21 protein-coding genes, 1 tRNA gene and 2 pseudogenes are annotated in these 26,693 nt (G+C 59.7%); 7 read left to right on the top strand and 17 right to left on the bottom strand.

The features are described from left to right. Window positions 1-4 precede the first annotated feature (4 nt). The 5 genes from ybgF (at window position 5) to nadA (ending at window position 3,814) form a co-directional block, all read left to right on the top strand. On the top strand, window positions 5-838 hold the full coding sequence (ybgF, locus tag ACZ0A4_RS17105; RefSeq protein WP_463575686.1) for a tol-pal system protein YbgF: 834 nt from the start codon (window positions 5-7) through the stop codon (window positions 836-838). A gap of 166 nt (window positions 839-1,004) precedes the next feature. Further along, on the top strand, window positions 1,005-1,652 hold the full coding sequence (queE, locus tag ACZ0A4_RS17100) for a 7-carboxy-7-deazaguanine synthase QueE (protein ID WP_463575685.1): 648 nt from the start codon (window positions 1,005-1,007) through the stop codon (window positions 1,650-1,652). Window position 1,653: 1 nt separating this feature from the next. After that, window positions 1,654-2,346, top strand: a complete 693-nt coding sequence (gene queC / locus ACZ0A4_RS17095) for a 7-cyano-7-deazaguanine synthase QueC (RefSeq protein WP_463575683.1) — start codon at window positions 1,654-1,656, stop codon at window positions 2,344-2,346. Window positions 2,347-2,408: 62 nt separating this feature from the next. Continuing rightward, window positions 2,409-2,484: transfer RNA gene (locus ACZ0A4_RS17090), tRNA-Lys, on the top strand. Window positions 2,485-2,755: 271 nt separating this feature from the next. After that, the gene (gene nadA, locus ACZ0A4_RS17085) at window positions 2,756-3,814 is read left to right on the top strand and encodes a quinolinate synthase NadA (protein WP_463575682.1); all 1,059 of its coding nucleotides are present in this window, start codon (window positions 2,756-2,758) and stop codon (window positions 3,812-3,814) included. A gap of 134 nt (window positions 3,815-3,948) precedes the next feature. Here nadA and ACZ0A4_RS17080 read toward each other — a convergent pair whose 3' ends face one another. From ACZ0A4_RS17080 to arcD (ACZ0A4_RS17025), 12 genes are all read right to left on the bottom strand, one after another. Then, complete coding sequence (locus ACZ0A4_RS17080) at window positions 3,949-4,437, bottom strand: RDD family protein (RefSeq protein ID WP_463575681.1); 489 nt, start codon at window positions 4,435-4,437, stop codon at window positions 3,949-3,951. Window positions 4,438-4,533: 96 nt separating this feature from the next. Further along, on the bottom strand, window positions 4,534-4,746 hold the full coding sequence (locus ACZ0A4_RS17075) for a cold-shock protein (protein ID WP_003227496.1): 213 nt from the start codon (window positions 4,744-4,746) through the stop codon (window positions 4,534-4,536). Between the two features lie 403 nt (window positions 4,747-5,149). Further along, a complete protein-coding gene (gene gcvT / locus ACZ0A4_RS17070) occupies window positions 5,150-6,274 on the bottom strand; it encodes a glycine cleavage system aminomethyltransferase GcvT (RefSeq protein ID WP_463575680.1) in 1,125 nt (374 codons plus the stop codon). Window positions 6,275-6,375: 101 nt separating this feature from the next. Further along, window positions 6,376-7,752: an L-serine ammonia-lyase gene (locus ACZ0A4_RS17065; protein WP_463575678.1), complete on the bottom strand. Its 1,377-nt coding sequence runs from the start codon at window positions 7,750-7,752 to the stop codon at window positions 6,376-6,378. A 203-nt stretch (window positions 7,753-7,955) separates the two neighbouring features. Then, window positions 7,956-10,808 carry an aminomethyl-transferring glycine dehydrogenase gene (gene gcvP, locus ACZ0A4_RS17060; protein ID WP_463575677.1) on the bottom strand — a complete coding sequence of 951 codons (2,853 nt, stop codon included), beginning with the start codon at window positions 10,806-10,808 and terminating at the stop codon, window positions 7,956-7,958. A gap of 11 nt (window positions 10,809-10,819) precedes the next feature. Continuing rightward, window positions 10,820-11,203 (bottom strand): glycine cleavage system protein GcvH, encoded by a 384-nt coding sequence (gene gcvH, locus ACZ0A4_RS17055; protein WP_236428244.1) that lies wholly within the window; start codon window positions 11,201-11,203, stop codon window positions 10,820-10,822. Between the two features lie 433 nt (window positions 11,204-11,636). Beyond that, the gene (locus ACZ0A4_RS17050) at window positions 11,637-13,145 is read right to left on the bottom strand and encodes a sigma-54-dependent transcriptional regulator (protein ID WP_463575675.1); all 1,509 of its coding nucleotides are present in this window, start codon (window positions 13,143-13,145) and stop codon (window positions 11,637-11,639) included. Window positions 13,146-13,390: 245 nt separating this feature from the next. Beyond that, window positions 13,391-13,753 (bottom strand): DUF5064 family protein, encoded by a 363-nt coding sequence (locus ACZ0A4_RS17045; protein WP_158831189.1) that lies wholly within the window; start codon window positions 13,751-13,753, stop codon window positions 13,391-13,393. 62 nt (window positions 13,754-13,815) lie between these two features. Beyond that, complete coding sequence (gene arcC / locus ACZ0A4_RS17040; RefSeq protein ID WP_064119120.1) at window positions 13,816-14,745, bottom strand: carbamate kinase; 930 nt, start codon at window positions 14,743-14,745, stop codon at window positions 13,816-13,818. Between the two features lie 152 nt (window positions 14,746-14,897). Beyond that, window positions 14,898-15,908, bottom strand: coding sequence for an ornithine carbamoyltransferase (locus ACZ0A4_RS17035; protein WP_016983839.1), 1,011 nt, complete (start codon window positions 15,906-15,908; stop codon window positions 14,898-14,900). 69 nt (window positions 15,909-15,977) lie between these two features. After that, window positions 15,978-17,234 carry an arginine deiminase gene (gene arcA / locus ACZ0A4_RS17030; protein WP_008086806.1) on the bottom strand — a complete coding sequence of 419 codons (1,257 nt, stop codon included), beginning with the start codon at window positions 17,232-17,234 and terminating at the stop codon, window positions 15,978-15,980. 33 nt (window positions 17,235-17,267) lie between these two features. Beyond that, entirely contained in the window at window positions 17,268-18,695 is a 1,428-nt protein-coding gene (gene arcD / locus ACZ0A4_RS17025) for an arginine-ornithine antiporter (protein WP_008086807.1), read from the bottom strand. 437 nt (window positions 18,696-19,132) lie between these two features. Between arcD (ACZ0A4_RS17025) and arcD (ACZ0A4_RS17020) the strand changes: the two genes are divergently transcribed. Together arcD (ACZ0A4_RS17020) and ACZ0A4_RS17015 are read left to right on the top strand one after the other, a co-directional pair. After that, a complete protein-coding gene (arcD, locus tag ACZ0A4_RS17020; protein ID WP_463575674.1) occupies window positions 19,133-20,560 on the top strand; it encodes an arginine-ornithine antiporter in 1,428 nt (475 codons plus the stop codon). Beyond that, a complete protein-coding gene (locus tag ACZ0A4_RS17015) occupies window positions 20,557-21,420 on the top strand; it encodes a DNA-3-methyladenine glycosylase family protein (protein ID WP_463575673.1) in 864 nt (287 codons plus the stop codon). The genes arcD (ACZ0A4_RS17020) and ACZ0A4_RS17015 overlap by 4 nt, the downstream gene beginning before the upstream one ends. A 210-nt stretch (window positions 21,421-21,630) precedes the next feature. On the opposite strand, the gene ACZ0A4_RS17010 is transcribed toward ACZ0A4_RS17015, so the two are convergent. The 5 genes and pseudogenes from ACZ0A4_RS17010 to ACZ0A4_RS16990 all read right to left on the bottom strand — a co-directional run bounded on the left by ACZ0A4_RS17010 (window position 21,631) and on the right by ACZ0A4_RS16990 (window position 26,689). Further along, window positions 21,631-22,980 (bottom strand): CoA transferase, encoded by a 1,350-nt coding sequence (locus ACZ0A4_RS17010; protein ID WP_463575672.1) that lies wholly within the window; start codon window positions 22,978-22,980, stop codon window positions 21,631-21,633. A 206-nt stretch (window positions 22,981-23,186) separates the two neighbouring features. After that, a pseudogene (locus ACZ0A4_RS17005) lies at window positions 23,187-23,714 on the bottom strand (methyl-accepting chemotaxis protein); the annotation flags it as partial. A 330-nt stretch (window positions 23,715-24,044) separates the two neighbouring features. Further along, window positions 24,045-25,052: pseudogene (locus ACZ0A4_RS17000) on the bottom strand (methyl-accepting chemotaxis protein); the annotation flags it as partial. Window positions 25,053-25,514: 462 nt separating this feature from the next. Further along, on the bottom strand, window positions 25,515-25,925 hold the full coding sequence (locus tag ACZ0A4_RS16995; protein ID WP_463575671.1) for a YbaN family protein: 411 nt from the start codon (window positions 25,923-25,925) through the stop codon (window positions 25,515-25,517). 167 nt (window positions 25,926-26,092) lie between these two features. Further along, entirely contained in the window at window positions 26,093-26,689 is a 597-nt protein-coding gene (locus tag ACZ0A4_RS16990; RefSeq protein ID WP_463575670.1) for a biliverdin-producing heme oxygenase, read from the bottom strand. Between the last annotated feature and the right edge of the window lie 4 nt (window positions 26,690-26,693).

Raw genomic sequence — 26,693 nt, 5'->3', positions numbered from 1 at the left:
CGATATGCGAACGTGCCGTCGTGCTGTAACTGTTCTGGCTCTCAGCCTCGCGCCGCTTGCGGCGTGGGCTGCGGTTCCTGTGGTCGATGACAACTCCGGTTATAACAATAGCGGGAGCAGTTATCCGCCTGCGGGTTACGGTACGAACGGCGCCTATGCCGGGGGAGCGGCTTCGGCCCCTGCCTCGGCACAAGGCATGCTGTTCAACCAATTGCAACAGATGCAGGATCAGATATCGCGCCAGCAAGGTGTGATCGAAGAACTGCAGAATCAGGTTGCGCGCATGAAACAGGAATCCCTGGAGCGATACCAGGATCTTGATCGGCGCATAGGATCCGGTGCTGCACCTGCCGCGACTCCTGAGAATTCTTCTGCCGGTGGCGATGCAAGTGCTGCTGCCGGTGCTGCCGCTGGCGTCGGGGCTGCTGCCCAGGCACCTGCTGCAAGCAGCGAACCGGGTGATCCGGCCAAGGAAAAGCTGTATTACGATGCTGCTTTCGACCTGATCAAAGCCAAGGATTTCGACAAGGCCAGCCAGGCTTTTGCCGCTTTCCTGCGCAAATACCCGAACAGCCAATACGCGGGCAACGCCCAGTACTGGTTGGGTGAAGTGAATCTGGCCAAAGGCGATCTGCAAGGTGCAGGTCAGGCTTTCGCCAAGGTTTCGCAGCTGTATCCCAAGCACGCCAAAGTGCCGGATTCGCTGTACAAGCTGGCTGATGTAGAGCGCCGTCTCGGTCATACCGACAAGGTCAAAGGCATTCTGCAGCAGGTGGTGGCCCAATATCCGGGTACCTCTGCCGCTCAGTTGGCTCAGCGCGATCTGCAACGCATGTAAGCAAGCTTGACCCGTTTGGAAGAAACCCGCGCTTGTCGCGGGTTTTTTCGTTAGAATTCACGCCCTTTTTCTGAAACACGCTTCTTGCGGTCTACGCGTTGGCGGGATTGCCTGAAGTGCCTGACGGAGGCGGACAGCCTGTTTAGCTGTTACGCCCGTGGCGACTATGCAAGACACATTGAGAATCACCGAAGTTTTCTACTCGTTGCAGGGGGAAACGCGGACTGCTGGGCTGCCCACGGTTTTTGTGCGCCTGACCGGTTGCCCTTTGCGTTGCCAATACTGCGACAGCGCCTACGCGTTCAGTGGCGGCACTGTGCGCACCCTCGACGACATCCTCGAACAAGTGGCCGGATTTCGTCCGCGCTACGTCTGTGTCACCGGTGGTGAGCCGCTGGCGCAGCCGAATGCCATTCCTTTGCTCAAGCAGTTGTGTGACGCCGGTTATGAGGTCTCGCTGGAAACCAGTGGCGCCCTCGACGTCTCGGATGTCGATCCGCGCGTCAGTCGCGTTGTCGACCTGAAGACGCCGGATTCGAAAGAAGCCCATCGCAACCGTTACGAGAACATCGAACTGCTGACGACCAACGATCAGGTGAAGTTTGTCATCTGCTCGCGGGACGACTATGACTGGGCCGTCTCGAAACTGATTCAGTACGGTCTCGAACGGCGTGCCGGCGAAGTGCTGTTTTCCCCAAGTCACCATGACCTCAATGCTCGGGATCTGGCGGACTGGGTGGTGGCGGACAATCTGCCGGTGCGGCTGCAGTTGCAATTGCATAAATATCTGTGGAATGACGAGCCGGGGCGCTGAGATGACCGAACAACTAAACACTCTCGAAAAACGCGCGGTCATCCTGCTGTCCGGTGGCCTGGACTCGGCGACCGTCGTGGCCATGGCGCGCGCCCAAGGCTACAGCTGCTACACCATGAGCTTCGACTACGGTCAGCGTTCGCACGCCGAACTGCACGCCGCTGCCCGCGTCGCCCGCGACTTGGGTGTGGTTGAGCACAAGGTGATCGGTCTCAATCTGAATGGCATGGGCGGCTCAGCCCTGACCGACACCAGCATCGACATCCCCGAGGAGCTGGGCGAAGGCATTCCAGTGACTTACGTACCGGCGCGTAACACGGTATTCCTGTCACTGGCGTTGGGCTGGGCAGAAGTGCTCGGTGCACGTGACATCTTTATTGGTGTTAACGCCGTGGACTATTCCGGTTACCCGGATTGCCGCCCGGAGTTCATCGAATCCTTCGAGCGCATGGCCAATCTGGCGACCAAGGCTGGCGTGGAAGGCAACGGCTTCCGCATTCAGGCGCCCCTGCAGAACCTGAGCAAGGCGCAGATCGTTCAGGCGGGCGTGAAGCTCGGCGTTAATTATGGCCTCACCGTTTCCTGCTATCAGGCCGACGATGACGGCCGCGCGTGCGGCAAATGCGACAGCTGCCGCCTGCGCGCAGAAGGCTTTGCGGCCGCTGGTGTGGACGACCCAACACCTTATTTTTGATTATTTTCAAAAAGGTGTTGAATAGTCCTTAAAAATCAGTATTATACGCGCCACCACACAGCGGGTCGTTAGCTCAGTTGGTAGAGCAGTTGGCTTTTAACCAATTGGTCGTAGGTTCGAATCCCACACGACCCACCATATTTGGCGGTTTAGAAAATCCGGAAGGCCCACGAAAGTGAGGATTTCCGGGTTTTTTTTTGCCTGCAATTTGGCCATGCATTATTTCAATACCCGCAGCGCTGACGCAGGTCAGAATGATCTTTTGTATCAACGGGATATTCTGTAGCCTTGCGCAGCTTCAACGCTGTCCGTGCCTGATAATACTCACTCTCCCGGCGGTACCCTCAAGCGGTCCGGAGCCGGGTGTATACTCGACTTTCGCGCGAACGCGCCTGCAGGTCTTGCGAACATGACGCAGATTTCCGAACGCCTTCTGGTTCAAGCCCACCTCGATGCCAAACAGCCCAAACCGCTGACCGCTGAGGAAGAGGCTTATTACCGTTCCGCTATCGCCGCCGAGCTCAAGACTCAGGACGCGGTGCTGGTGGCCCACTTTTATTGCGATCCGGTGATTCAGGCTCTGGCCGAAGAAACCGGTGGCTGTGTCTCCGACTCCCTGGAAATGGCCCGCTTCGGTAACGCTCACCCGGCGAAGACCGTGGTGGTGGCCGGCGTGAAGTTCATGGGCGAGACCGCGAAGATTCTCAACCCGGAAAAGCGCGTGCTGATGCCGACGCTGGACGCGACCTGCTCGCTCGACCTGGGTTGCCCGGTCGATGAGTTCTCGGCGTTCTGTGATCAGCACCCGGAGCGCACGGTGGTGGTTTACGCCAACACCTCCGCAGCTGTTAAGGCACGAGCTGATTGGGTGGTGACTTCAAGTTGCGCGCTGGAAATCGTCGAAAGCCTGATGGACAACGGCGAGACCATCATTTGGGGGCCGGACAAGCACCTCGGCACGTACATTCAGCGCAAGACCGGCGCGGACATGCTGCTGTGGGACGGTGCCTGCATCGTTCACGAAGAGTTCAAGTCCAAGCAGCTCGAAGACATGAAGGCGCTGTACCCGGACGCCGCCATTCTGGTGCATCCGGAGTCGCCGACGTCGGTGATCGAGCTGGCGGATGCGGTCGGTTCCACCAGCCAGTTGATCGCTGCCGCGCAGAGCCTGCCGAACAAGACCCTGATCGTCGCCACTGACCGTGGCATCTTCTACAAGATGCAGCAGTTGTGCCCTGACAAGGTCTTCATCGAGGCGCCAACCGCCGGTAACGGTGCCGCGTGCCGCAGTTGCGCACATTGCCCGTGGATGGCCATGAACACCCTTGAGCGCACGCTCAAGAGCTTGAAGGAAGGGACGAACGAGATCTTTGTTGATCCGGCGTTGATTCCGCAGGCGATTCGGCCGCTCAAGCGGATGCTCGATTTCACCCAGGCAGCGCGGATGAAGCTGGCCGGTAACGCTTAAGGTCTTTCAGGCAACAAATAAACCTGTAGGAGTGAGCCTGCTCGCGATAGCGGTGTATCAGTCGACTTAAACATTGACTGACATACCGCTATCGCGAGCAGGCTCACTCCTACAGTGGTATCTGGTGTCTGGAATTACTTTGTTTTCTTCGGGATCCGCACCACGCGGGTATCGGAATAGATGTCATGCCACGTGCGCTTCTGCTTGTCATACAGCGACCATAAGAATCCCAGCCCTACGCACGCCCACGACGCAATCGACACCATAAACCGCAACAGCGCCTGCCACAGACTGATCGCCGTGCCATTGGCGTTCTGCACGCGAATGCCCCACACCTGCATGCCCAGTGTCTGCCCGCCATGGGTCCAGAACTTGGCGAAGAATCCGAACAGCACCAACACCAGTACGGTGGAGTACAAGGGATCTCCGTCCAGTTGCCCGGCATCGGTCATCACCCGCAGACGTTCTTCGCCAATGATTGCGGCCTGGATCATCTTGTAGATGCCACCCGTGACGATCAGCAGGGCAGTACACAGCAGAAAATCATAGAACATCGCGGCCAGGCGCCGGCCGAAGCCAACGGGAGGAAAGTCGCCCTGTGGGGTGAGCAGGTTTTTCGACATGGCAGCCTCTGGACGCAAATTGAAGCTCCATTTTACGGATTCGCGCGCACAAAAAAGCCCCTGATATCAATATCAGGGGCTTTTTCGTAACAGAAATCAGGCTTCTGCTTGTACTTCGTCAGCCTGCATGCCTTTCTGGCCCTGCACAGCGACGAAGGTCACTTTCTGGCCTTCTTTCAGGCTTTTGAAGCCGTTGCCCTGAATGGCGCGGAAATGCACGAACAGATCCGGACCGCTTTCTGGAGTGATAAAACCAAAACCTTTCTCGTCGTTAAACCACTTGACGGTACCGCTCTGACGTGTGGACATTTCTTATTTCCTTTGACGCAAAAATTGATGACAGTCTCTTTCTCATGAAAGAGTACTGGGGCTGGTTGCAGGAGAGTAAGAAGACGTCGAACGGGATGTAGCTAACTTGTAGGCTACTGCCCAGGTCACGATTCCAAGCTGACCCATGCAAACACAGTGGACAAACTCTACGCCAACTACGGGAGAAAAAACAAGCCCTGCGAAGCCCCCGGTTTTACTGAGCTTGAGCAAGTTAATCCTTTCACTAGTGCGGGCTTGGACGATTCGCTTGTTCAATTGTTTTCGAACGTTATAAGCAAAGTTCATATCCGAATCGGATGTTAGAAAATGCACTTTTTTGTGGCGATTGCGTGACACATTAGTGCACGCATTACGCAATCGCGTTACTTATAGAAACAGTCAATCAACCACGATAGTAGCGTTGTGGAACAAATGGCATTTTGCTTACAAGCATTTGCACCTTTTTCCCACGCACGATGGCCCATACCGCTGTATCGATGGCGACATAGGCACTGTCGAGGTAACCCATTGCCAACGGCCCACCCAGCGTTGGGCCGAAGCCGCCGCTGCACACGCTGCCGATGATTTCGCCGGCTTCGTTGACGATTTCTGCGCCTTCACGCACCGGGGTGCGTTCCTGTGGCAGCAGGCCGACGCGTTTGCGTGCCACGCCATCTTGTTGTTGGGCGAAAATGTGTTCTGCGCCCGGGAAACCGCCGGCCCGCGCGCCATCAGCGCGACGTGGCTTGGAGATCGCCCACAACAGGCTGGCTTCGATTGGGGTGGTCTCGGTGTTCATGTCGTGGCCATACAGGCACAGGCCCGCTTCCAGGCGAAGCGAATCGCGGGCACCGAGGCCGATGGCTTGGACTTCCGGTTCGGCCAGCAAAATGCGAGCAAGTTTTTCAGCATCAGCGGCAGGCACCGAGATTTCGAAACCGTCTTCACCGGTGTAACCAGAACGGCTGACAAAGCACTCCACGCCCAACAACGACACGCGGTTGAACTGCATAAAGGTCATCTTCGCCACTTCCGGCGCAAGACGCGCCAGCACGGTAACAGCAGCCGGACCTTGCAACGCCAACAGTGCGCGCTCTTCGAACAGCGCTGTAATGGTGCACTGATCGCCGATGTGTTTTTGCAAGTGAGCCAGATCCTGATCCTTGCACGCGGCGTTGACCACCAGAAACAGTTCGTCGTTGCCGAGATTGGCGACCATCAGGTCGTCGAGAATGCCACCGGTCTCGTTGGTGAACATCGCGTAACGCTGCATGCCCATGGGCAGGTCAATGATGTCCACCGGCACGAGGGTTTCCAGCGCTTTGGCGGCGTTGGCGCCGGTCAGGCGGATCTGGCCCATGTGCGAGACGTCGAACAACCCGGCCTGTTCACGGGTGTGCTGGTGTTCTTTCATCACGCCGAGCGGGTACTGCACGGGCATGTCGTAGCCGGCGAACGGCACCATGCGGGCGCCGAGTTCGAGGTGCAGAGCGTGCAGCGGGGTTTTCGACAGTTGTTCGGTGGACATGCGTGGCTCCTTGAAAATTTGGGTTTGGGGTAAGGGCAGGATCAAGAGCCCCTCACCCCAGCCCTCTCCCGGAGGGAGAGGGGGCTAGTTACGTTTCGTGATCAGCATTCGATAATGTTGACCGCCAGACCGCCGCGGGCGGTCTCTTTGTATTTGCTTTTCATGTCGGCGCCGGTCTGGCGCATGGTGCGGATGACTTTGTCGAGGGAAACGAAATGCTGACCGTCGCCGCGCATGGCCATGCGCACCGCGTTGATGGCTTTTACCGAGCCCATCGCGTTGCGTTCGATGCATGGCACTTGCACCAGTCCGCCAATCGGGTCGCAGGTCAGGCCGAGGTTGTGCTCCATGCCGATTTCCGCAGCGTTCTCGACTTGCTGAACGCTGCCGCCGAGCACTTCGCACAACGCGCCGGCGGCCATCGAACAAGCCACGCCGACTTCACCCTGGCAGCCGACTTCGGCACCGGAGATCGAGGCGTTTTCCTTGTAGAGAATGCCGATGGCTGCAGCAGTCAGCAAAAAGCGCACGACACCGTCGTCATTCGCGCCGGGGATAAAGCGCATGTAGTAATGCAGCACCGCCGGAATGATCCCCGCCGCGCCGTTGGTGGGCGCGGTGACCACGCGCCCGCCGTTGGCGTTTTCTTCATTGACGGCGAGTGCGTACAGGTTGACCCAGTCGAGCACCGACAATGGATCGCGCAGCGCTGATTCCGGGTTCTTGCACAGTTGCCGATGCAGCGCTGCCGCACGGCGCTTGACCTTCAGGCCGCCCGGCAGAATGCCTTCGTTACGACAACCCGCAGCAACGCAGTCCTGCATCACCTGCCAGATCTTCAGCAAGCCGGCGCGGGTTTCCGCTTCCGGGCGCCAGGCGCTTTCGTTGGTCAGCATCACCTGACTGATCGACAGACCGTAGGTGGCGCAATGACCGAGCAAGTCCTTGGCGCTTTTGAACGGGAAGGTCAGCGGCGTGGCGTCTTCGACGATGCGATCTGCACCGGCCGCGTCTTCATCGACGACAAAACCGCCGCCAACCGAGTAGTACTCGCGGCTGCGTATCTGCAGGCCCGCCGCATCAAAGGCGCGGAAGATCATGCCGTTGGGATGATAGGCCAGCGGCTTGCGGATCATCGCCAGGTGTTCTTTCTCGTTGAACGCGATGCTGTGTTCACCGAGCAGGTTCAGTCGGCCGTTGCCGCGAATTTCTTGCAGGCGTGCGGCGACGGTTTCGGTATCAACGGTGTCCGGGTGTTCGCCTTCGAGGCCGAGCAGCACGGCTTTGTCGCTGCCGTGACCTTTACCGGTGGCGCCGAGGGAACCGTAGAGCTCGACGCGAACGCTGGCGGTGCTGGTCAGCAGATTTTCACGACGCAGCCCTTCGGCAAAACGCGCAGCAGCACGCATCGGGCCGACGGTGTGGGAACTGGAGGGGCCGATGCCAATCTTGAACAGGTCGAACACGCTTAACGACATGAGTGGTTCTCCGGTTTCTTGTTATAGGAATTGGCGGAAATATCAGGCTTGATGCGTTCCTTGTGGGAGCTGGCTTGCCAGCGATGGCGGTGGGTCAGGCAACAAAGATGTAGGCTGATCCACCCTCATCGCTGGCAAGCCAGCTCCCACAGGGTTTTGTGGTGTTCTGGAGAAAGGGGCAGGTAAACCCGCCCCTCATTCCATTAAGCGTAGCTTTCGATCGACGGGCAGGCGCAGACCAGGTTGCGATCACCGAAGACGTTGTCGACACGACCGACCGGTGGCCAGTATTTGCCTTCAACCAACGACGCAACCGGATACACGGCCTGCTCGCGGCTGTACGGGTGAGCCCACTCGCCAACCAGTTCCGCCGCAGTGTGCGGAGCGTTTTTCAGCGGGTTGTCGTCCTTGTCCAGCGTGCCGTTTTCCACCGCGCGGATTTCTTCGCGGATGCGGATCATGGCGTCGCAGAAGCGATCGAGTTCTTCCTTGGATTCGCTTTCGGTCGGCTCGATCATCAGCGTGCCCGCCACCGGGAACGACATGGTTGGCGCGTGGAAACCGAAGTCGATCAGGCGCTTGGCGACGTCATCAACGCTGATGCCGCTGCTGTCTTTCAACGGACGCAGATCCAGAATGCACTCGTGCGCCACCAGACCGTTGCTGCCGGTGTACAGCACGGGGTAGTGCTCTTCGAGGCGACGGGAAATGTAGTTGGCATTGAGGATTGCCAGTTGCGAAGCGCGCTTCAGACCGGCGCCGCCCATCATGCGAATGTACATCCAGGTGATCGGCAAAATGCTCGCGCTGCCGAACGGTGCTGCGCAGACCGCGCCTTCCTTGCGTTCCATCTGGCCGTGGCCCGGCAGGAACGGGGTCAGGTGCGACTTCACGCCAATAGGGCCAACGCCCGGGCCGCCACCGCCGTGCGGGATGCAGAAGGTTTTGTGCAAGTTAAGGTGCGAAACGTCGCCGCCGAACTTGCCCGGTGCGCACAGGCCAACCATCGCGTTCATGTTGGCGCCGTCGATGTACACCTGGCCGCCGTTGTCATGAATGATTCCGCAGATTTCGCGGATGCCTTCTTCGAACACGCCGTGGGTCGACGGGTAAGTGATCATCAGCGCGGCGAGGTGCTCGCGGTGTTCGATGGCTTTGGCACGCAGGTCTTCGATGTCGACGTTGCCGCGCGCATCGCATGCAGTTACAACAACGCGCATGCCGGCCATGTTGGCGGTGGCCGGGTTGGTGCCGTGAGCGGACGACGGGATCAGGCAAATGTCGCGGCGCTCATCGCCACGGCTCTGGTGATAGGCGCGGATCGCCAGCAGGCCAGCGTATTCACCTTGCGAACCGGCGTTTGGTTGCAGAGAGATCGCGTCGTAACCGGTGGCGGCGCAGAGCATTGCTTCCAGTTCATCGGTCAGTTGCTGGTAACCGGCGCTTTGCGCGGCCGGAGCGAACGGGTGCAGGGCACCGAATTCAGCCCAGGTCACCGGGATCATTTCGCTGGCAGCGTTGAGTTTCATGGTGCACGAACCCAGCGGAATCATGGTGCGATCCAGCGCCAGATCCTTGTCCGCCAGTTTGCGCAGGTAGCGCATCAGCTCGGTTTCCGAGTGATAACGGTTGAACACCGGGTGGCTGAGGATTGGCGACTGGCGTACCAGCGAGGCTGGAATAGTGCTCTGCACGGATGCAGCGAGGGCAGTGAAGTCCGGCAGGGCTTTGCCGTCGGCGAACAGGCCCCACAGGGTTTCGATATCAGCCTGGGTGGTGGTTTCGTCGACCGACAGGCCCAGACGCTGAGCATCGATCACGCGCAGGTTGATCTGTGCAGCGTGCGCCTTGTCGTGCAGTGCGGTGGTTTGCGCGCCAGTGGCCACGGTCAGGGTGTCGAAGAAACTGGCTTGTTCGACTTTCGCGCCCAGCGCGGTCAGGCCCTTGGCCAGAATCGCGGTCAGGTGATGGATGCGGTTGGCGATCTGGGTCAGGCCTTTCGGGCCGTGGTAGACGGCGTACATGCTGGCGATGTTGGCCAGCAGCACTTGTGCGGTGCAGATGTTCGACGTGGCCTTCTCGCGGCGGATGTGTTGCTCGCGGGTCTGCATCGCCAGACGCAGCGCCGGCTTGCCGAAACGGTCAACCGAAACGCCGACCAGACGGCCCGGCATGTCGCGCTTGAACGCATCTTTGGTGGAGAAGTAAGCGGCGTGCGGGCCACCGAAACCCAGCGGCACGCCGAAGCGTTGGGCCGAACCGATGGCGACGTCAGCGCCGAACTCGCCCGGCGCGGTCAGCAAGGTCAGGGCCAGCAGGTCAGCGGCGACGGCGACCAAGGCGTTGGCGGCGTGGAAGCGTTCGGTCAGTTCGCGGTAATCGAACACATCACCGTTGCTCGCCGGGTATTGCAGCAGCGCGCCGAAGAACGGCGTCACGTCCGTCAGTTCACGCTCATCACCGACCACAACGTCGATTCCCAGCGGTTCGGCACGGGTGCGCAGCACGTCGAGGGTTTGCGGGTGGCTGTGGATCGAGGCGAAGAATTGGTGGCTGCCCTTGTTCTTGCTCAGGCGTTTGCAGAAGGTCATGGCTTCGGCAGCGGCGGTGGCTTCGTCGAGCAACGAGGCGTTGGCGATTGGCAGGCCGGTGAGGTCGCTGATCAGGGTCTGGAAGTTCAGCAGTGCTTCGAGACGGCCTTGGGAGATTTCTGGCTGGTACGGGGTGTAAGCGGTGTACCAGGCCGGGTTTTCCAGCAGGTTACGCAGGATCGGTGACGGCGTGTGGCAGTTGTAGTAGCCCTGGCCGATGTAGGTTTTGAACAGCTGGTTTTTTCCGGCGATCGATTTGATCATCGCCAATGCATCGGCTTCGCTGAGGCCGTCGTCCATGCCGAGCACGCTGGTGCCTTTGATGCTTTCCGGGATGACGCTGGCGCTCAGGGCTTCGAGCGAGTCGAAGCCAAGGCTGTTGAGCATGGCTTGCTCGTCACCGGCGCGCGGGCCGATGTGACGGGCGATGAATTCGTTGGCGGTGCCAAGGTTTACTTGAGTCATGTCGGTGTTCCTCAGGCTTCGGCTTGGGCTTTGATCAGACGGTCGTAAGCGTCCTGGTCGAGCAGTTTGCCGACAGCGGCGGCGTCGCTTGGCTGGAAGCGGAAGAACCAGCCTTCGCCCAGCGGATCTTCGTTGACCAGTTCCGGGCTGTCTTCCAGCGCCGGGTTGGTTGCCAGCACTTCGCCGTCGAGCGGCATGTACACGCCGCTGGCGGCTTTTACCGATTCCACGGTGGCGGCTTCGGCGCCTTTTTCGTAAGCCTGCAACTCAGGCAGTTGCACGAACACCACGTCGCCCAGGGCGTTCTGCGCGAAAGCGGTGATGCCGACAGTAACGCTGCCGTCAGCTTCGGTGCGCAGCCATTCGTGATCTTCAGTAAAACGCAACTCGCTCATGGAAACTCCTCAGGGGGGCCAGACTCGTCTGGTGGACGCGGTGGAATAGTCGGGCGCGAAGGCCCTTATTTATGAGGAGTTGATTAGCAAGAACACGGCCAATGTTTGTTTATCGTTATAAATCAATGAGTTGCGTGTATTGGTCGATTGGTTGGCTGTGACGTGTGTAGCGAAATCGCTACAGGCTAGGACGGGGATAAAAGCTGAACGGGATCAAAGCCTTGCACAGCGGTGATCGGAGGAGGTTGTATCGATATCGTTCCGCTGTAGCGCTTTCAGTACAGTTGGAGGTCGTTTTTAACGCGGATCGAAAGACTGCTGAAAAACCTGTGGGAGCTGGCTTGCCAGCGATAGCGGTGGGTCAGACACCATCGATGGTGCCTGTGCCGACGTCATCGCTGGCAAGCCAGCTCCCACAGGGTATGAGGTGATCTCAGGATTTGTTGGGAATGCCGTACTTGCGCAGGCGATGGGCGATGGCCGTGTGCGAAGTCTGCAGGCGGCTGGCCAGTTGGCGGGTCGAGGGGTAGCTGACGTAGAGCTTTTCCAGCAGCGTTTTTTCGAAGGACTCGACCGCTTGTTCAAGGCTGTCGACATCGCTGTCCGCCTGACGCGCCACCGAGGTGCCGGCAATGTCGAGATCGCCGATATCCACCAGACTGCTCTCGCAAATCGCCGCCGCACGGAAGATCACGTTCTGCAATTGTCGTACGTTGCCCGGCCAGCGATTGCCGAGCAGCGCCGGGTAAGTCCCCGGGGCGAGGCGGCAGACCGGGCGCTGGATCTGAGCACAGGCCTGCTGCATGAAATAGCGCGCCAACAGCAGAATGTCCTGCCCACGTTCGCGCAGCGGCGGCACTTCAACGTTGAGCACGTTGAGGCGATAGAACAGATCTTCGCGGAACAGGCCTTCGCTGACCATTTTTTCCAGATCACGATGAGTTGCGCTGAGGATGCGCACGTTGACCTTCACTTCGCGATCACCGCCCACCCGGCGGAAACTGCCGTCGTTCAAAAAGCGCAGCAACTTGGCCTGCAAGTACGGCGACATCTCGCCGATCTCATCGAGAAACACCGTGCCCTGGTTGGCCAGTTCCATCAGCCCCGGTTTGCCGCCACGCGCTGCGCCGGTGAAGGCGCCGGGGGCGTAGCCGAACAGTTCGCTCTCAGCGAGGTTCTCTGGCAGTGCTGCGCAGTTCAGGGCGAGGAACGGTGCACTGTGGCGAGTGCTGATCGCGTGGCAGGCACGGGCGACCAGTTCTTTGCCGGTGCCGGTTTCGCCCTGGATCAACAACGGCGCATCGAGAGCGGCAACCCGTTGCGCGCGCGCCTTGAGCGTGCGGATCGCCGGGGATTCGCCGAGCAGCGCATCGAAGCCTTCTGCATGGTCGTGGTGCAACGCCGAGAGTTGTTCGCCGATGCGGTTCGGTTGATACAAAGTGAGCAGGGCGCCAGCGTCTGTGATTGGCGTGGCGTCGAGCAACAAGGTCTGACCGTTGACGGTGATTTCGCGCAGCGGCAGGCGGAAGCCGTGTTCGAGCAAGGTGTCGAGCAGCGCCGGATCGTTGAACAACTCAGAGACACTTTCCCCCGCAGGCTCGCGACCGTAGAGCGCGATCAACGCCGGGTTGGCCAGCAGCACCTTGCCGGCACTGTCGAGGGCGAGCACCGGGTCGGTCATCGCCGCGAGCAGTGCATCAAGCTGCAAGTGCCGACGCTGGCCGGGGAGGATGTCGACCACGGTCACCGCTTCCACGCCGAGCACACGAAACAACGCATCTTTCAGTTCTTCGAGCACTTGCGGGCTGAGTGTCGGCGCGTCGATGTAGACGTTCGGCGGGATCATTTCCACCGCATCCAGATTGAGGTTGCGCCCACCGAGGATAGCCAGGACTTCCTGGGTGATGCCGACGCGGTCGATGAAACTGACGTGGATACGCATGGGGCGGTTCAGTGATCTGCAGAGCGGAGGGTGGCAAGTATGCCTTAAATCAAAAACACCCTCACCCCAGCCCTCTCCCGGAGGGAGAGGGGGCCGATTGTGGAATGCTCACGAGATACGCCGACCCGAAAATACGGCTGTGAATTCATAATCGACTCGGTCTTTCAGGTCGATATCTGCCGTCAGACACTTCGGTCAGTCCCCTCTCCCTCTGGGAGAGGGCTAGGGTGAGGGGCTTTTTCGGTTTACTCGAAATGCTCAGGATTGACCGGATCCCCGGATTGCATATTCAACTTCTGCCGAATGTCTTCAAACATCAGGTCGTAATGCTTGTGTACCGAACCGATCTGGCTGTGAGCCTTGGGAATCCCGTATTTCTCGGCGATCCGGGTCACGTCACGGGCGAAGTTGTAGGCCTCTTCCTTGGGCAGGAAAAACGTTTCCTTCATGTCCTTGCCCTGCATGCTGCCATGCAGGGTGAACTGTATTCCTTTGCCTTTCGAAGGATCGGTAAACACTTCATAGTCGAGGTGTACGTTGTAATTGACGTCATCGTCAGTCAACGCATGCCGCTCGATGTGCAAATGACCGGGTTCAAACTGGGCCATGGGTTTCTCCTTTCAAGGCATGGGAGAAGGGCAGGCCCTCGGCCTGCCCCCGGAGTTTCTAATTATCGGTAAGTGATGCCGGGTTTTGCGGTGGTCACGCGAGTACCGGCAGTGCCCTGGACGATGGCTTCGATGTCCGCCAGCGAACCGATCACCGCAACCTTGCCAGTATGGCGCGCGAATTCGCAGGCTGCCTGCACCTTCGGACCCATCGAGCCGGCGGCGAAACCGAGGCGTTCAAGTTCATCCGGGTGTGCTTCGGCAATGGCTTTCTGCGTCGGTTTGCCGTAATCGATGAACGCCGCGTTGACGTCCGTGGCGATCACCAGCAGGTCGGCTTCCAGTTGCTCGGCGAGCAGTGACGAGCACAGGTCCTTGTCGATCACCGCCTCGATGCCTTTGAGGTTGCGGTTCTCGTCGTACATGGTCGGAATCCCGCCACCACCGGCGCAAATCACGATGCTGCCCTTGTCGAGCAACCACTTGATCGGGCGGATTTCGAAGATGCGTTTTGGCCGTGGACTGGCGACGACACGGCGGAACTTGTCGCCGTCCGGAGCAATCGCCCAGCCTTTGTCGGCGGCGAGCTTTTCTGCTTCAGCCTTGTCGTAAACCGGGCCAATCGGCTTGGTCGGGTTCTTGAACGCAGGGTCGTTGGCGTCGACTTCAACCTGGGTCAGCAGAGTGGCGAACGGCACTTCGAAATCGAGCAGGTTGCCCAGTTCCTGTTCGATGATGTAGCCGATCATGCCTTCGGTTTCGGCACCGAGTACGTCTAACGGATACGGGGTGACGGAGGTGTAGGCCGCCGCCTGCAGCGACAGCAGGCCGACTTGCGGGCCATTGCCGTGGGCGATGACCAGTTGGTTGCCGGGATGGATCTTGGCGATTTGCTCGGTGGCGATGCGGATGTTGGCGCGCTGATTATCAGCGGTCATCGGTTCACCACGGCGGAGCAGGGCGTTACCGCCCAGCGCTACGACGATACGCATGGTGCATGTCCTTCTAGAAGTTCGTGCAGGACGAATGCGATCCCTGTGGGAGTCGGGTTTGCCCGCGATGACGGAGTGTCAGTCAGCATTTCTGTCGACTGACACTCCGCTATCGCTGGCAAGCCAGCTCCCACAGTGACCGTGTCGATCGGTTAGAGGTCAGCGAGGGTCGAGACCAGAATCGCCTTGATCGTGTGCATGCGGTTTTCCGCTTGCTCGAAGGCGATGCAGGCAGGCGACTCGAACACGTCGTCGGTCACTTCGATGCCGTTTTTCAGGTGCGGATACTGCTCGGCAATCTGTTTGCCGACCTTGGTATCACTGTTGTGGAACGCCGGCAGGCAGTGCATGAACTTGGTGCGCGGGTTGCCGCTGGCTTTCATCAGTTCAGCGTTGACCTGATACGGCAGCAGTTGCTGGATACGCTCGGCCCAGGCTTCCACCGGCTCGCCCATCGACACCCAAACGTCGGTGTGAATGAAGTCGACGCCTTTGACGGCGGCTTTCGGGTCTTCGGTGAGAGTGATGCGCGCACCGCTTTCTTCGGCGTATTTGTGGCAGCGCTCGACCAGATCATCCAGTGGCCACAGCGCTTTCGGCGCGCAGATGCGCACGTCCATGCCGAGTTTGGCGCCGACCAGCAGCAGCGAGTTGCCCATGTTGTTGCGCGCGTCGCCCAAGTAGGCGTAGCTGATGTCATGGATCGGCTTGTCGGCGTGTTCACGCATGGTCAGCACGTCGGCGATCATTTGCGTCGGGTGATATTCATCGGTCAGGCCGTTGAACACCGGCACGCCGGCGAACTTCGCCAGTTCTTCGACGATTTCCTGTTTGAAGCCTCGATACTCGATGGCGTCGTACATGCGCCCCAGCACGCGGGCGGTGTCTTTCATGCTTTCCTTGTGGCCGATCTGCGACGAGTTCGGGTCGATGTAGGTGACGTTGGCGCCTTGGTCATACGCCGCCACTTCGAACGCGCAACGGGTACGGGTCGAGGTTTTTTCGAAGATCAGGGCGATGTTGTTGCCCTTCAGGTGTTGTTGCTCGGTGCCGGTGTATTTCGCGCGTTTGAGGTCGCGGGACAGGTCGAGCAGGTAACGCAGCTCACGTGGGGTGTGGTGTTCCAGGCTGAGCAGGTTACGGTTGTGAATGTTAAAAGCCATGATGGATCTCCTTCGGTGTCGGTTATCCCCCTGGCCGCACGTTGTAAGTGCCGGCCAGGGCTCAGAGGTTTAGTAATCGATCGGGTCGCGGATGATCGGGCAGGTCATGCAGTGGCCACCGCCACGGCCTCGGCCCAGTTCACCGGCGCTGATGGTGATGACTTCCACGCCGGCCTTGCGCAGCAGGGTGTTGGTGTAGGTGTTGCGGTCGTAGCCGATGACCACGCCCGGCTCCACGGCCACCACGTTGTTGCCGTCGTCCCATTGCTCGCGTTCGGCGGCGAAGCTGTTGCCGCCGGTTTCCACTACGCGCAGCTTTGGCAGATTGAGGGCCTTGGCCACGGTGTCGAGGAAGGTGCCTTCTTCGCGGCGGATGTCGATGCCGCCCTGTTTGCTTTCGTCAGGGCGCAGGGTGAAGGCGACAATCTGGTTCACCACTTCCGGGAAAATCGTCACCAGGTCGCGGTCGCAGAAGCTGAACACGGTGTCCAGGTGCATCGCGGCGCGGGACTTCGGCAGGCCGGCGACGATGACTTTTTCCACGGCTTTGTTCTTGAACAGGTTCAGCGCCAGTTGGCCGATGGCCTGGCGGGAAGAACGCTCGCCCATGCCGATCAACACCACGCCGTTGCCGATTGGCATGACGTCGCCGCCTTCAAGGGTGGAGCTGCCGTGCTCCTTGTCCGGGTCGCCGTACCAGATCTCGAATTCGGCGTTGGTGAACTGTGGGTGGAATTTGTAGATGGCAGTCGCCAACAAGGTTTCCTGACGGCGCGCCGGCCAGTACATCGGGTTCAGCGTCACGCCACCGTAGATCCAGCAGGTGGTGTCGCGGGTGAACTGAGTGTTCGGCAGCGGCGGCAGAATGAAGCTGGAGTGGCCGAGGAAGTCGCGGAACATCTGGATGGTCTTGCCACCGAAACTGTCCGGCAGATCATCGGCGGAGACGCCGCCAATCAGGAATTCGGCGATGTGTCGCGGCTCGAGGCTTTTCAGCCAGGACTTCACTTCGTTGATCAGGCCCAGGCCTACCGAGTCGGCGGTGACCTTGCGCTCGAGAATCCAGTCCAGCGCTTCCGGGATGGCGACGATGTCGGTCAGCAGGTTGTGCATTTCCAGCACATCGATGCCGCGCTCGCGCATTTTGGTGACGAAGTCGAAGTGGTCGCGCTTGGCCTGAGCCACCCAGAGCACGTCATCGAACAGCAGTTCGTCGCAGTTGTTCGGGGTCAGCCGCTGATGGGCCAGACCTGGGGAGCACACCATGACTTTGCGCAGTTTGCCGGCTTCGGAATGGACGCCGTACTTAACTTTTTCCGTGGTCATTTCAGATCCTCCAGATAACAAAAAAATCAGGGGTTACAGAGTCAGGAAGCCGTCGTAGAGACCGTAGGCTGCCACCAGGGCACCCACGACCACTGCGGCGAAAATCAGCTTCTCGACGTTAGTGAAAATCGGTTGTTTGAGTTCCAGCTTGGCTTTGGCGAACAGGATCGCGCCAGGTGCGTAGAGCAGGGCCGAGAGCAGCAAGTACTTGACCCCGCCGGCATACAGCAGCCACACCGCATAGATCAGCGCGATGCCGCCGATAATCAGATCCTTGCGCCGTTCGGCCGCAAAACCTTCGTAGCTTTCCCCGCGTACCGCCAGCAGCAGGGCATACGCCGCCGACCACAGGTAGGGCACCAGAATCATCGAGGTGGCGAGGTAGATCAGCGACAGGTAAGTACTGGCCGAGAACAGCGTGATGATCAGGAAAATCTGCACCATCGCGTTGGTCAGCCACAGGGCATTGACCGGTACGTGGTTGGCGTTTTCCTTGCGCAGGAACTCCGGCATGGTGTGGTCTTTGGCGGCGGCGAACATGATCTCCGCACACAACAGCACCCACGACAGCAGCGCCCCTAGCAGCGAGATGATCAGACCGACGCTGATCAGCACCGCGCCCCAGTGACCGACCACATGCTCAAGCACGGCCGCCATCGACGGGTTCTGCAGTTTCGCCAGTTCCGGTTGGGTCATGATGCCCAGCGACAGCACGTTCACCAGCACCAGAAACAGCAGCACGGTGATGAAGCCGATCACGGTGGCTTTACCGACGTCCGAGCGTTTTTCGGCGCGGGCGGAGAAGATGCTCGCGCCCTCGATGCCGATGAACACCCACACGGTGACCAGCATCATGTTGCGCACCTGGTTCATCACGCTGCCCAGATCCGGGTTTTTGATGCCCCAGATGTCAGCGGTGAAGATGTCCAGTTTGAAAGCGAACACCGCGATCAGCACGAACAGCAGCAACGGCACGACCTTGGCGACCGTAGTCACGAGGTTGATGAAGGCCGCTTCCTTGATCCCGCGCAACACCAGAAAATGCACGGCCCACAGCAGCACCGAGGCACCGATCACCGCAGCAACGGTGTTGCCTTCACCGAAAACCGGGAAGAAATAGCCGAGGGTGCTGAACAGCAGAACGAAGTACCCGACGTTGCCCAGCCAGGCACTGATCCAGTAACCCCAGGCGGACGAGAAACCCATGTAATCGCCAAAACCGGCCTTGGCGTAGGCGTAGACACCGCCGTCCAGGTCGGGCTTTCGATTGGCAAGGGTCTGGAAGACAAAAGCGAGGGTGAGCATGCCGACGGCGGTGATGGCCCAACCGATAAGTACCGCACCGACGTCGGCGCTGGCGGCCATGTTTTGTGGCAAAGAGAATATCCCGCCACCGATCATTGAACCGACTACCAATGCAACCAGTGCACCAAGTCGTAGTTTTCCGGGAGCTTCAGACATTGCATGACTCCATTGCAGGAGAGAAGAGATCACAGCGTAGTTCTGTTGTCTGTTCAAACAGCTGACTTAGATCAGTGCATGGTCACATTCCATTGTTAATGAATGACTTAGGCTTCGATTGAAGGCATAAGGCTCCTGCCTGCAAGTGCCGTCCTAGAGGTGTTGTGGCTACATTTTTGGGAATGGCTATTATTACTTTCGAATTATCACGCTAGTTCTTTTTCAGCTTTTGGCAAATTTTCAGCCACTGTTTTCAGTACAGAATTGATTTATCAGGATCAGCGCACAAAACTGTCTTAACGTGCTAGGCGTTAGCGTCATCGGCTATATATAAATGGGCGTTAATTGGCGTTACCTGATAAACGTCATCTACCTTTATCCGTTTAGTTAATAGTTGTTACAAATAAACTCTCACCACACTTCAAAGGGAAACTGAAATGTCGCAACCGACGCAAAAGCTGCGCCTTGGCGCGTTGATCGCCCTGGTGGTGGGTTCGATGATTGGCGGGGGGATTTTTTCGCTGCCGCAGAACATGGCGGCGCGCGCCGATGCCGGTGCGATTCTGATCGGTTGGGGGATTACCGCGATTGGCATGCTGACCCTGGCGTTTGTCTTTCAGACCCTCGCTAACCGCAAACCCGAACTGGACTCTGGCGTGTACGCCTACGCCAAGGCCGGGTTTGGCGACTACATGGGCTTTTCTTCTGCGTGGGGTTACTGGATCAGCGCATGGCTGGGCAACGTCGGTTATTTCGTCCTGTTGTTCAGCACCCTCGGCTACTTCTTTCCGGTATTTGGCCAAGGCAACACGCCGATCGCCATCGGCTGCGCCTCGGTGCTGCTGTGGGCTGTGCATTTTCTGGTGATGCGCGGGATCAAGGAGGCGGCGCTGATCAATCAACTGACCACGGTGGCCAAAGTCGTACCGCTGATCATGTTCATCGTCATCGCTGCCGTCGCCTTCAAGGCTGACATTTTTACCCGCGACATCTGGGGCACCAGCAACCCGAATTTCGGCGGGGTGATGGATCAGGTGCGCAACATGATGCTGGTCACGGTGTTCGTGTTCATCGGCATCGAAGGCGCCAGTGTGTACTCGGCGCGGGCGGAGAAACGCAGCGACGTCGGCCGCGCCACGGTGATCGGTTTTGTCGGTGTGCTGGCGCTGCTGGTGCTGGTCAACGTGTTGTCGCTGGGGATCATGAGCCAGCCGGAACTGGCGAATTTGCAGAACCCGTCACTGGCGGCCGTGCTGGAACACATCGTCGGGCCGTGGGGGGCGTTGTTGATCAGTATTGGTCTGGCGATTTCGCTGCTCGGCGCGTTGCTGTCATGGGCCTTGTTGTGTGCGGAGATTCTCTTCGCCACGGCCAAGGACAAGACCATGCCGGCGTTCCTGAAAAAGGAAAACAAGAACCATGTGCCGGTCAACGCGCTATGGCTGACCAACGCGATGATCCAGATTTTCCTGTTGATCACGCTGTTCTCGGCGGGCACTTACACCAGCCTGATTTATCTGGCGTCGTCGATGATTCTGGTGCCGTATCTGTGGTCGGCGGCGTACGCAGTGCTGCTCAGCGGGCGCGGCGAAACCTACGAACACGCCTCGGCCGAGCGCACCAAGGACCTGCTGATCGGCGGCATCGCCCTCGGTTATGCGGTGTGGCTGTTGTACGCCGGCGGGGTGAAGTATTTGCTGCTGTCGGCGTTGCTCTATGCGCCGGGGGTGATTTTGTTTGCCAAGGCCAAACATGAGGCGGGCGAGCCACTGTTCACCCATGTCGAGAAGGGGATTTTTACCTGCGTGATCATCGGCGCGGGGTTGGCAGCGTATGGGTTGTACAGTGGTCTGCTGTCGTTGTGAGGTTGCTGCTTGAGTATCGGCCGCCCTATGACTGGGCGGCGATGTTGGGTTTTCTGGCGGCGCGGGCGGTGTCAGGGATCGAGACCGTCGTTGAAGGTGTGTATTCGCGCAGCATTGGATTGAACGGTGTCCACGGCACGGTTTCGGTCTGGCTTGGGGCGGCGGATGCGCTGGAGGTCGAGCTGGATTTTCCTGATCCGGCAGCGGTGCCCGAGATCGTTGTCAGGTTGCGGCGGATGTTTGATCTGGATGCGGATCTGGCGGTGATGCATGGGTATCTGGCGAATGATCCGTTGCTGGCACGGCTGATTGTCGAACGTTCGGGGTTGCGCATTCCAGGTGCGTGGGACGGGTTGGAGTTGGCGTTTCGCGCGGTGCTTGGGCAGCAGATTACGGTGGTGGCGGCGATTCGTCTGGCGGGGAAACTGGTTGCGCAATATGGGACGCCGTTGGCTTCGACAGTGCCTGGATTGACCCATGTGTTTCCCGAGGCGGACGTGTTGGCAGCGGCAGATCTGGCAGCGCTGGGCATGCCGAAAAGTCGAGGGCGCACGCTGTCGGGCGTCGCACGGGCATTGCTGGATGATCCTTGGTTATTTGAGCCAAATCGCGAAGGCGGCGTGGCGCGGTTGTTAGCGTTGCACGGGATTGGCGAGTGGACGGCGCAGTACATTGCGTTGCGGCAGTTGCGGGATATGGATGGGTTTCCCCATGGCGATGTCGGGTTGTTGCGGGCATTGGAAGTGTTGGAGGGCGTGCGGCCGACAGCGCTGGAGTTGTCGTTGCGTGCAGAGGTCTGGCGGCCTTATCGAGGTTATGCGGCGCAGCTTTTGTGGACATCCTTGAGCAGGGCTGATTGATACATCATCGCCCGGCCTGAAATTGCAGCCCCTCACCCCAGCCCTCTCCCGGAGGGAGAGGGGGCCGACCGAGGTGTCTGGCGTTGTCCATCGACCTGAAGGACCGAATCGACTATGGATTCAGAACCAACCGTTCAAGTCGGTGAATCTCTTCAATATCTCCCGATCAGTCCCCTCTCCCTCTGGGAGAGGGTTAGGGTGAGGGGCTTTTTAAGCCCACCGTGGTCGGTGAGAACCCAATTCCGTAGCCGGCAAAGCCCATTGAATAGATGTGCCGCTGATCTTCACCGGCACCTGTAAGCGATGCACCGGGCCCCACGGGGTCTGCTCAATCAGCAATCCCTGATCCTGTTCATCCTCGGCGCGCAGTGCTTCGTTTGTGCCGGGCCCATGTTCGATCAGCAACTTCGCAGTCCGCGCCAGCGACAATCGGGCAGAGCCTCCCCGGCCGTTGCGCAAGCGCTCGCTGAGCAACCTGAGCGCACTCGCCGCCAGCAAATATCCGGTCGCATGATCCAGCGCTTGCACCGGCAACGGCGTCGGTTTGTCAGTTTGCTTCCAGCGCTGGCCGGCCTCGGCAATGCCGCTGCTCATCTGCACCAGACTGTCGAAGCCGCGGCGGTTCTGCCACGGGCCGCTCCAGCCGTAGGCGTTAAGGCCGACATCGATCAGGCCCGGCGCGAGCTGGCGACGGCGCTCAACGCCGAAGCCGAGATGCTCCAGTGCGTCGGCGCGGTACCCGTGCAGCAGAATATCGGAGTCCTTCAGCAGACTTTCGAACACCGCACGATCCAGCGAGTCATGCAGATCCAGTCGCGCGCAGCGTTTGCCGAGGGTCATTTCCGGAACGACGCCGGGTTCGTTCCAGGTCGGCGAATCGATACGCAACACATTGGCGCCAAGGCCGGCGAGAAAACGGCTGGCGGTGGGGCCTGCGAGCACGCGCGTCAGGTCCAGCACCTTGAGCCCGGCCAATGGGCGCTCGACAGAGCCTTGCCACATTGGTGCGTGTTCATCCGGCGAATCGATGAAATGCACCAGCGGTTCGGCATTTACCGCCAATCCCTGCGGATGCTTTTGCCACTGCGCCCAACTGCGCATCTCGGCCGCGCAGCCCTTGGCCTCGACGACCGCTTGCTCCAGATCCGTGCTCGTCCACTGCGCGACTTTTGCCGCCATCGCGGCACGGTCGGCGCAGGCACCGAGCACGCGTTCAGCGGCGGCGCGGTGATGCGGGGCGTTGGTGTGCAGACGGATCCAGCCATCCTGTGTGGCGTAGTCGCCGGCAACCGGGTCCCACAGCGGTGGGACTTGCCAGCCTATGGGGCGCAGCGAGGTCGAGAACCAGAACGAGGCGAGACGCCGGTCGACTTCTACGCTGGGCAAGTGAGCGGTTTGCTGATGGATCAATTCGCTGACGGCCTGACCGGCCGCGGCCATGCTGGCGCAGGCAAGTTCAGTGACGGCGAATGCCGAGGGCAGGGCGCCACGATCAGTGAACGCAATCGGCGTATGCGGCAAGCCGAGTGCGGCTTGAATGGACGTGAGTAAATCAGTCATCGAAGGCCCTCCGGAGCGAGAGGGCGATGATAGTGCAAAAGAATGTCGGGTCAGATGAAATCCCCGATTGCAGGGTTGCCACTTGACCCTGTGGGAGCTGGCTTGCCAGCGATAGCGGAGTGTCAGTCAACAATGTACTGACTGATGTGCCGCCATCGCTGGCAAGCCAGCTCCCACAAGGTTTTGTGGTGGATTGAGTGGTGGGCTCAGACGCGGAACTGATCCATCAACTTCATCTGCTGACTGGCCAGTGCATTGAGCTGGCTGCTGATCGCCGCCGATTCAGTGGCTTGCTCAGTCAGCGTTTCGGTGACGGTACGAATCGCCGACACGTTGCGGTTCACTTCTTCCGCCACCGCACTCTGCTGCTCAGCCGCACTGGCAATCTGCAGGTTCATGTCGCTGATCACCGTCACCGCATCGCTGATCTTGCCCAGCGCATCCACCGCCTGACGAATCTGCCCGGCGTTGTTGTGCGCCTGGGTCTGGCTCGAATGCATGGTCGCGACCACGCCACGGGTGCCGGTCTGGATGCGCTCGATCACGATGCGGATTTCTTCGACCGAATCCTGCGTGCGCTTGGCGAGGTTGCGTACCTCGTCGGCGACCACCGCGAAACCCCGGCCGCTCTCACCGGCGCGGGCGGCTTCGATGGCGGCGTTGAGGGCGAGCAGGTTGGTCTGTTCGGCGATGCTGCGGATCACTTCCAGCACCGAACCGATCTGCTCGCTGTTGACTGCCAGCGCTTCAACCTCGGTCACCGCTTTGCTGACTTCATCGGCCAATTGGTTGATGTCGCGGGTGCTGCGCTCGATGATCGACATGCCGTCCCTGGCCGACTGGTCGGCGCCTTTGGCGGCATTGGCCGCGTTCGACGCGCTGTTGGCGACGTCGTGGGCAGTGGCGCTCATTTCGTTGGAGGCAGTGGCGACCTGGTCGATCTCGCGGAACTGTACCTGCATGCCTTCGCTGGTCTGGCGGGCGATTTCCGAAGACTGGTCGGCGGTGCCGCGTGCTTCGGTGATGCTCTGTTTGATCTGCGCGATGGTCGGTTGCAGCTTGTCGAGGAAGCGGTTGAACCAGTTCACCAGTTCGCCCAGTTCATCCTGCTTGCTGTAGTTCAGGCGTTGGGTCAGATCGCCTTCGCCGCTGGCGATGTTCTTCAACATCTCGGCGACGCTATTGATCGGGCGAGTAACGCCGGATGCGGTCAGCCAGATCAGCAACAGACCGACCAGACCAGCGGCCACGGCGACCAGCAGCGCGGTGATCACGCCGGTTTCCTGCGCATCATCGAGCACCGCTTGCAGCTTGACCGAGTCAGCCAGCAGCACTTGTTTTGGCAGATCGATCACCACGCCCCAGGCACGCGAGTTGCCAATCGGGTCGACCGGGTACACCGCACGAATCAGGTCGCCCTGTTCGAGAATTTTCGGGGTGCCGGAGGTCAGCAGTTGCAGCACATCCTGGCCATCGGCGCCGAGGGTGTCGTTGATCTTTTTGCCGACCTTGGTGGCGTCAGAACTGTCGGCACCGAGCACGCCGCTGCCGGAGACGATCAGCATGTGCCCGGCGTTGTTGAACAGGTTGCGCTGGGACTCCACGGCCGCTGCTTGCAGGGCGTCGAGGGCAATGTCGACACCGACGACACCGATGGCTTTGCCGTCGACAATCAACGGCACGGAGATGGTCGTCATGAGCATTTCCTTGCCACCGACCGTGTCGGCATACGGATCGAGCAGGCAGGTGCGCTTGTTGTCGCGAGGGCAGGTGTACCAACTGTTGTAAGGCGTGCCGCTGACGCTGAGGGTGGTTTTGGTCAGGTCTTCTTCGACCATGATCGTGTTCAGCGAGGCGCCGGCGGCACGGCTCCAGTACGTGGCAAAACGTCCGGCTTCGTTGGACTGGCGAGCGGCATCGTTGGCGAATTCGCTGTCCTTGCCGTCGAGAGCGTTCGGTTCGAAAGCGAGCCAGATGCCGAGCACTTTGTCGTTGCGCTCGAAGGCGGTTTTCAGGCTCAGGTTCAACTCTTCGCGCAAGGCGCCAGCGTCCAGCGAACGCTTGGCGGCCATTACCCGCATGTCCTTGATCTGGTCGGCCAGGGCGGTGATCACCGTCAGGCTTTCGCCGAAGGTTTTCTGCACCCGCACCGCTTGCTCGGCGGCTTTGGCTTGCAGCAGATTCTCGACACTGGCGGTGAGCAGCTTGTTGCTGGAGTTGCTGACCAGTTCGTCGTTCTGATTGGTCTGGTAGATGTTCATGCCGACGATCAGCGCAACCACACCAAGCAGGCACAGACCGGAGAGCAGGACGATTTTCAGGCGAATGGACAGAGCGTCGAACATGGGGCGATCTCGCGAATGAATAAACGGGTGGCAGTCGGACTGAACTATCCGGTTCGCCAAATCCATTCAGCGCCATTCAATGCTCATCGGCGTGGAAGCAGAGGTCATGAGGCGCGTGCCGACGGACGGTCAGCGCTAAACGTTTGCGCAGGAAAATGTGCTGAAAAAGCGATTAATTACAGGGATGTTTCAGTGTGATGAAGGATCGATTCGGGCAGAGATTGATTCCGGGCGTGACCAGATCCACAGATTGCCCAGGCTCATTCCGGCGATTGCCAGATAGACCGGCCAGCCGTGATCGAGCATCACCAGCATCAACGTGGCGCACAGCAACATGCTCACCGTGGCGCTGACCTTGGCCTTGCGCGCGATGATCTTGCCGTTGCGCCAATTGCTGAGGATCGGTCCGAACAAGCGATGGTTTTCCAGCCAGGCACTCAGGCGCGGCGAGCTGCGGGTCGCGGCCCAGGCGGCAAGAAGGATGAACTCGGTGGTCGGCAGACCGGGCACGACGACGGCGATCAGGCCAATGCCGAGGCTGACGTAAGCCAGCAGGCCGAACAGCACACGGGCGAGTTTCGAGGAGGCGGGTTGCGGCATGGGCTCGGGATTGCTGTGAGGCGAGAAAGGGATTCTACAGACTTGCGCTGTTCCCATGTGGGAGCGAGCTTGCTCGCGAAAGCGGTAGGTCAGTCACATCAGTGTTGAATGTGCCGCCGTCTTCGCGAGCAAGCTCGCTCCCACAGGGTTTTGTGGTGTTTCGGGGATCAGGCCAATTCGGCTTCTGTGGCGTAAGCCTGTTCCAGCAACACGGTGAAGCGGTTGAACGCATCGATCGCGCCTTGCTCCACTTCAGCCTCTTCTTCAGCACTGAACTGCAGTGAATCGAGGGTGCGCACGAAGCTTTTCCAGCCTTCGGCACGGCCACCTTCAGGCTCGCCGAGGTGACGGGCGCCAAAGGTTTCGCTCAGCTCCAGCGCCACGGCACGTTTGATCAGGAATGCTGCACCGAGCTTCGAACCTTCGGAAACAAAGATCCAGCCCAGCGCGCGAGCCTTGCTCGGGTTTTTCACCGCGCCCGCCACCGGTACCGGTACTTCGGTGTCGAGATCGGCGAGGTCTGCCTTGGCCGCTTCGGCGCGGCAACGCGCCGGCAGATCAGGGACGATGGCGGTCAGTTCAGCGTTGTTGTACAGGTCGACCAGTTCTGACTGGAACAGGTATTGCGCGACGACAAAACGGGCGAAGTTGGCGCGAGTCTCGAACGGCGCGTGGGCTTTGACCAGGGCGTCGAGCTTGCTGTGCGGCTCGTGGGTGATCTGGTTCAGGCGTTGTGAACGCAGGGCTTTTTCCGAAGTGGTCATGACA

This window comes from Pseudomonas sp. AC172 (assembly GCF_979258595.1).
The sequence above is the reverse complement of the archived record's forward strand: the minus strand, read 5'-3'. Positions and strand labels throughout refer to the sequence as shown.

Coding starts and splice junctions, on each gene's coding strand:
- ybgF (WP_463575686.1), top strand. CDS start 5: ATGCGAACGTGCCGTCGTGCTGTAACTGTTCTGGCTCTCAGCCTCGCG.
- queE (WP_463575685.1), top strand. CDS start 1,005: ATGCAAGACACATTGAGAATCACCGAAGTTTTCTACTCGTTGCAGGGG.
- queC (WP_463575683.1), top strand. CDS start 1,654: ATGACCGAACAACTAAACACTCTCGAAAAACGCGCGGTCATCCTGCTG.
- nadA (WP_463575682.1), top strand. CDS start 2,756: ATGACGCAGATTTCCGAACGCCTTCTGGTTCAAGCCCACCTCGATGCC.
- ACZ0A4_RS17080 (WP_463575681.1), bottom strand. CDS start 4,437: ATGTCGAAAAACCTGCTCACCCCACAGGGCGACTTTCCTCCCGTTGGC.
- ACZ0A4_RS17075 (WP_003227496.1), bottom strand. CDS start 4,746: ATGTCCACACGTCAGAGCGGTACCGTCAAGTGGTTTAACGACGAGAAA.
- gcvT (WP_463575680.1), bottom strand. CDS start 6,274: ATGTCCACCGAACAACTGTCGAAAACCCCGCTGCACGCTCTGCACCTC.
- ACZ0A4_RS17065 (WP_463575678.1), bottom strand. CDS start 7,752: ATGTCGTTAAGCGTGTTCGACCTGTTCAAGATTGGCATCGGCCCCTCC.
- gcvP (WP_463575677.1), bottom strand. CDS start 10,808: ATGACTCAAGTAAACCTTGGCACCGCCAACGAATTCATCGCCCGTCAC.
- gcvH (WP_236428244.1), bottom strand. CDS start 11,203: ATGAGCGAGTTGCGTTTTACTGAAGATCACGAATGGCTGCGCACCGAA.
- ACZ0A4_RS17050 (WP_463575675.1), bottom strand. CDS start 13,145: ATGCGTATCCACGTCAGTTTCATCGACCGCGTCGGCATCACCCAGGAA.
- ACZ0A4_RS17045 (WP_158831189.1), bottom strand. CDS start 13,753: ATGGCCCAGTTTGAACCCGGTCATTTGCACATCGAGCGGCATGCGTTG.
- arcC (WP_064119120.1), bottom strand. CDS start 14,745: ATGCGTATCGTCGTAGCGCTGGGCGGTAACGCCCTGCTCCGCCGTGGT.
- ACZ0A4_RS17035 (WP_016983839.1), bottom strand. CDS start 15,908: ATGGCTTTTAACATTCACAACCGTAACCTGCTCAGCCTGGAACACCAC.
- arcA (WP_008086806.1), bottom strand. CDS start 17,234: ATGACCACGGAAAAAGTTAAGTACGGCGTCCATTCCGAAGCCGGCAAA.
- arcD (WP_008086807.1), bottom strand. CDS start 18,695: ATGTCTGAAGCTCCCGGAAAACTACGACTTGGTGCACTGGTTGCATTG.
- arcD (WP_463575674.1), top strand. CDS start 19,133: ATGTCGCAACCGACGCAAAAGCTGCGCCTTGGCGCGTTGATCGCCCTG.
- ACZ0A4_RS17010 (WP_463575672.1), bottom strand. CDS start 22,980: ATGACTGATTTACTCACGTCCATTCAAGCCGCACTCGGCTTGCCGCAT.
- ACZ0A4_RS16995 (WP_463575671.1), bottom strand. CDS start 25,925: ATGCCGCAACCCGCCTCCTCGAAACTCGCCCGTGTGCTGTTCGGCCTG.
- ACZ0A4_RS16990 (WP_463575670.1), bottom strand. CDS start 26,689: ATGACCACTTCGGAAAAAGCCCTGCGTTCACAACGCCTGAACCAGATC.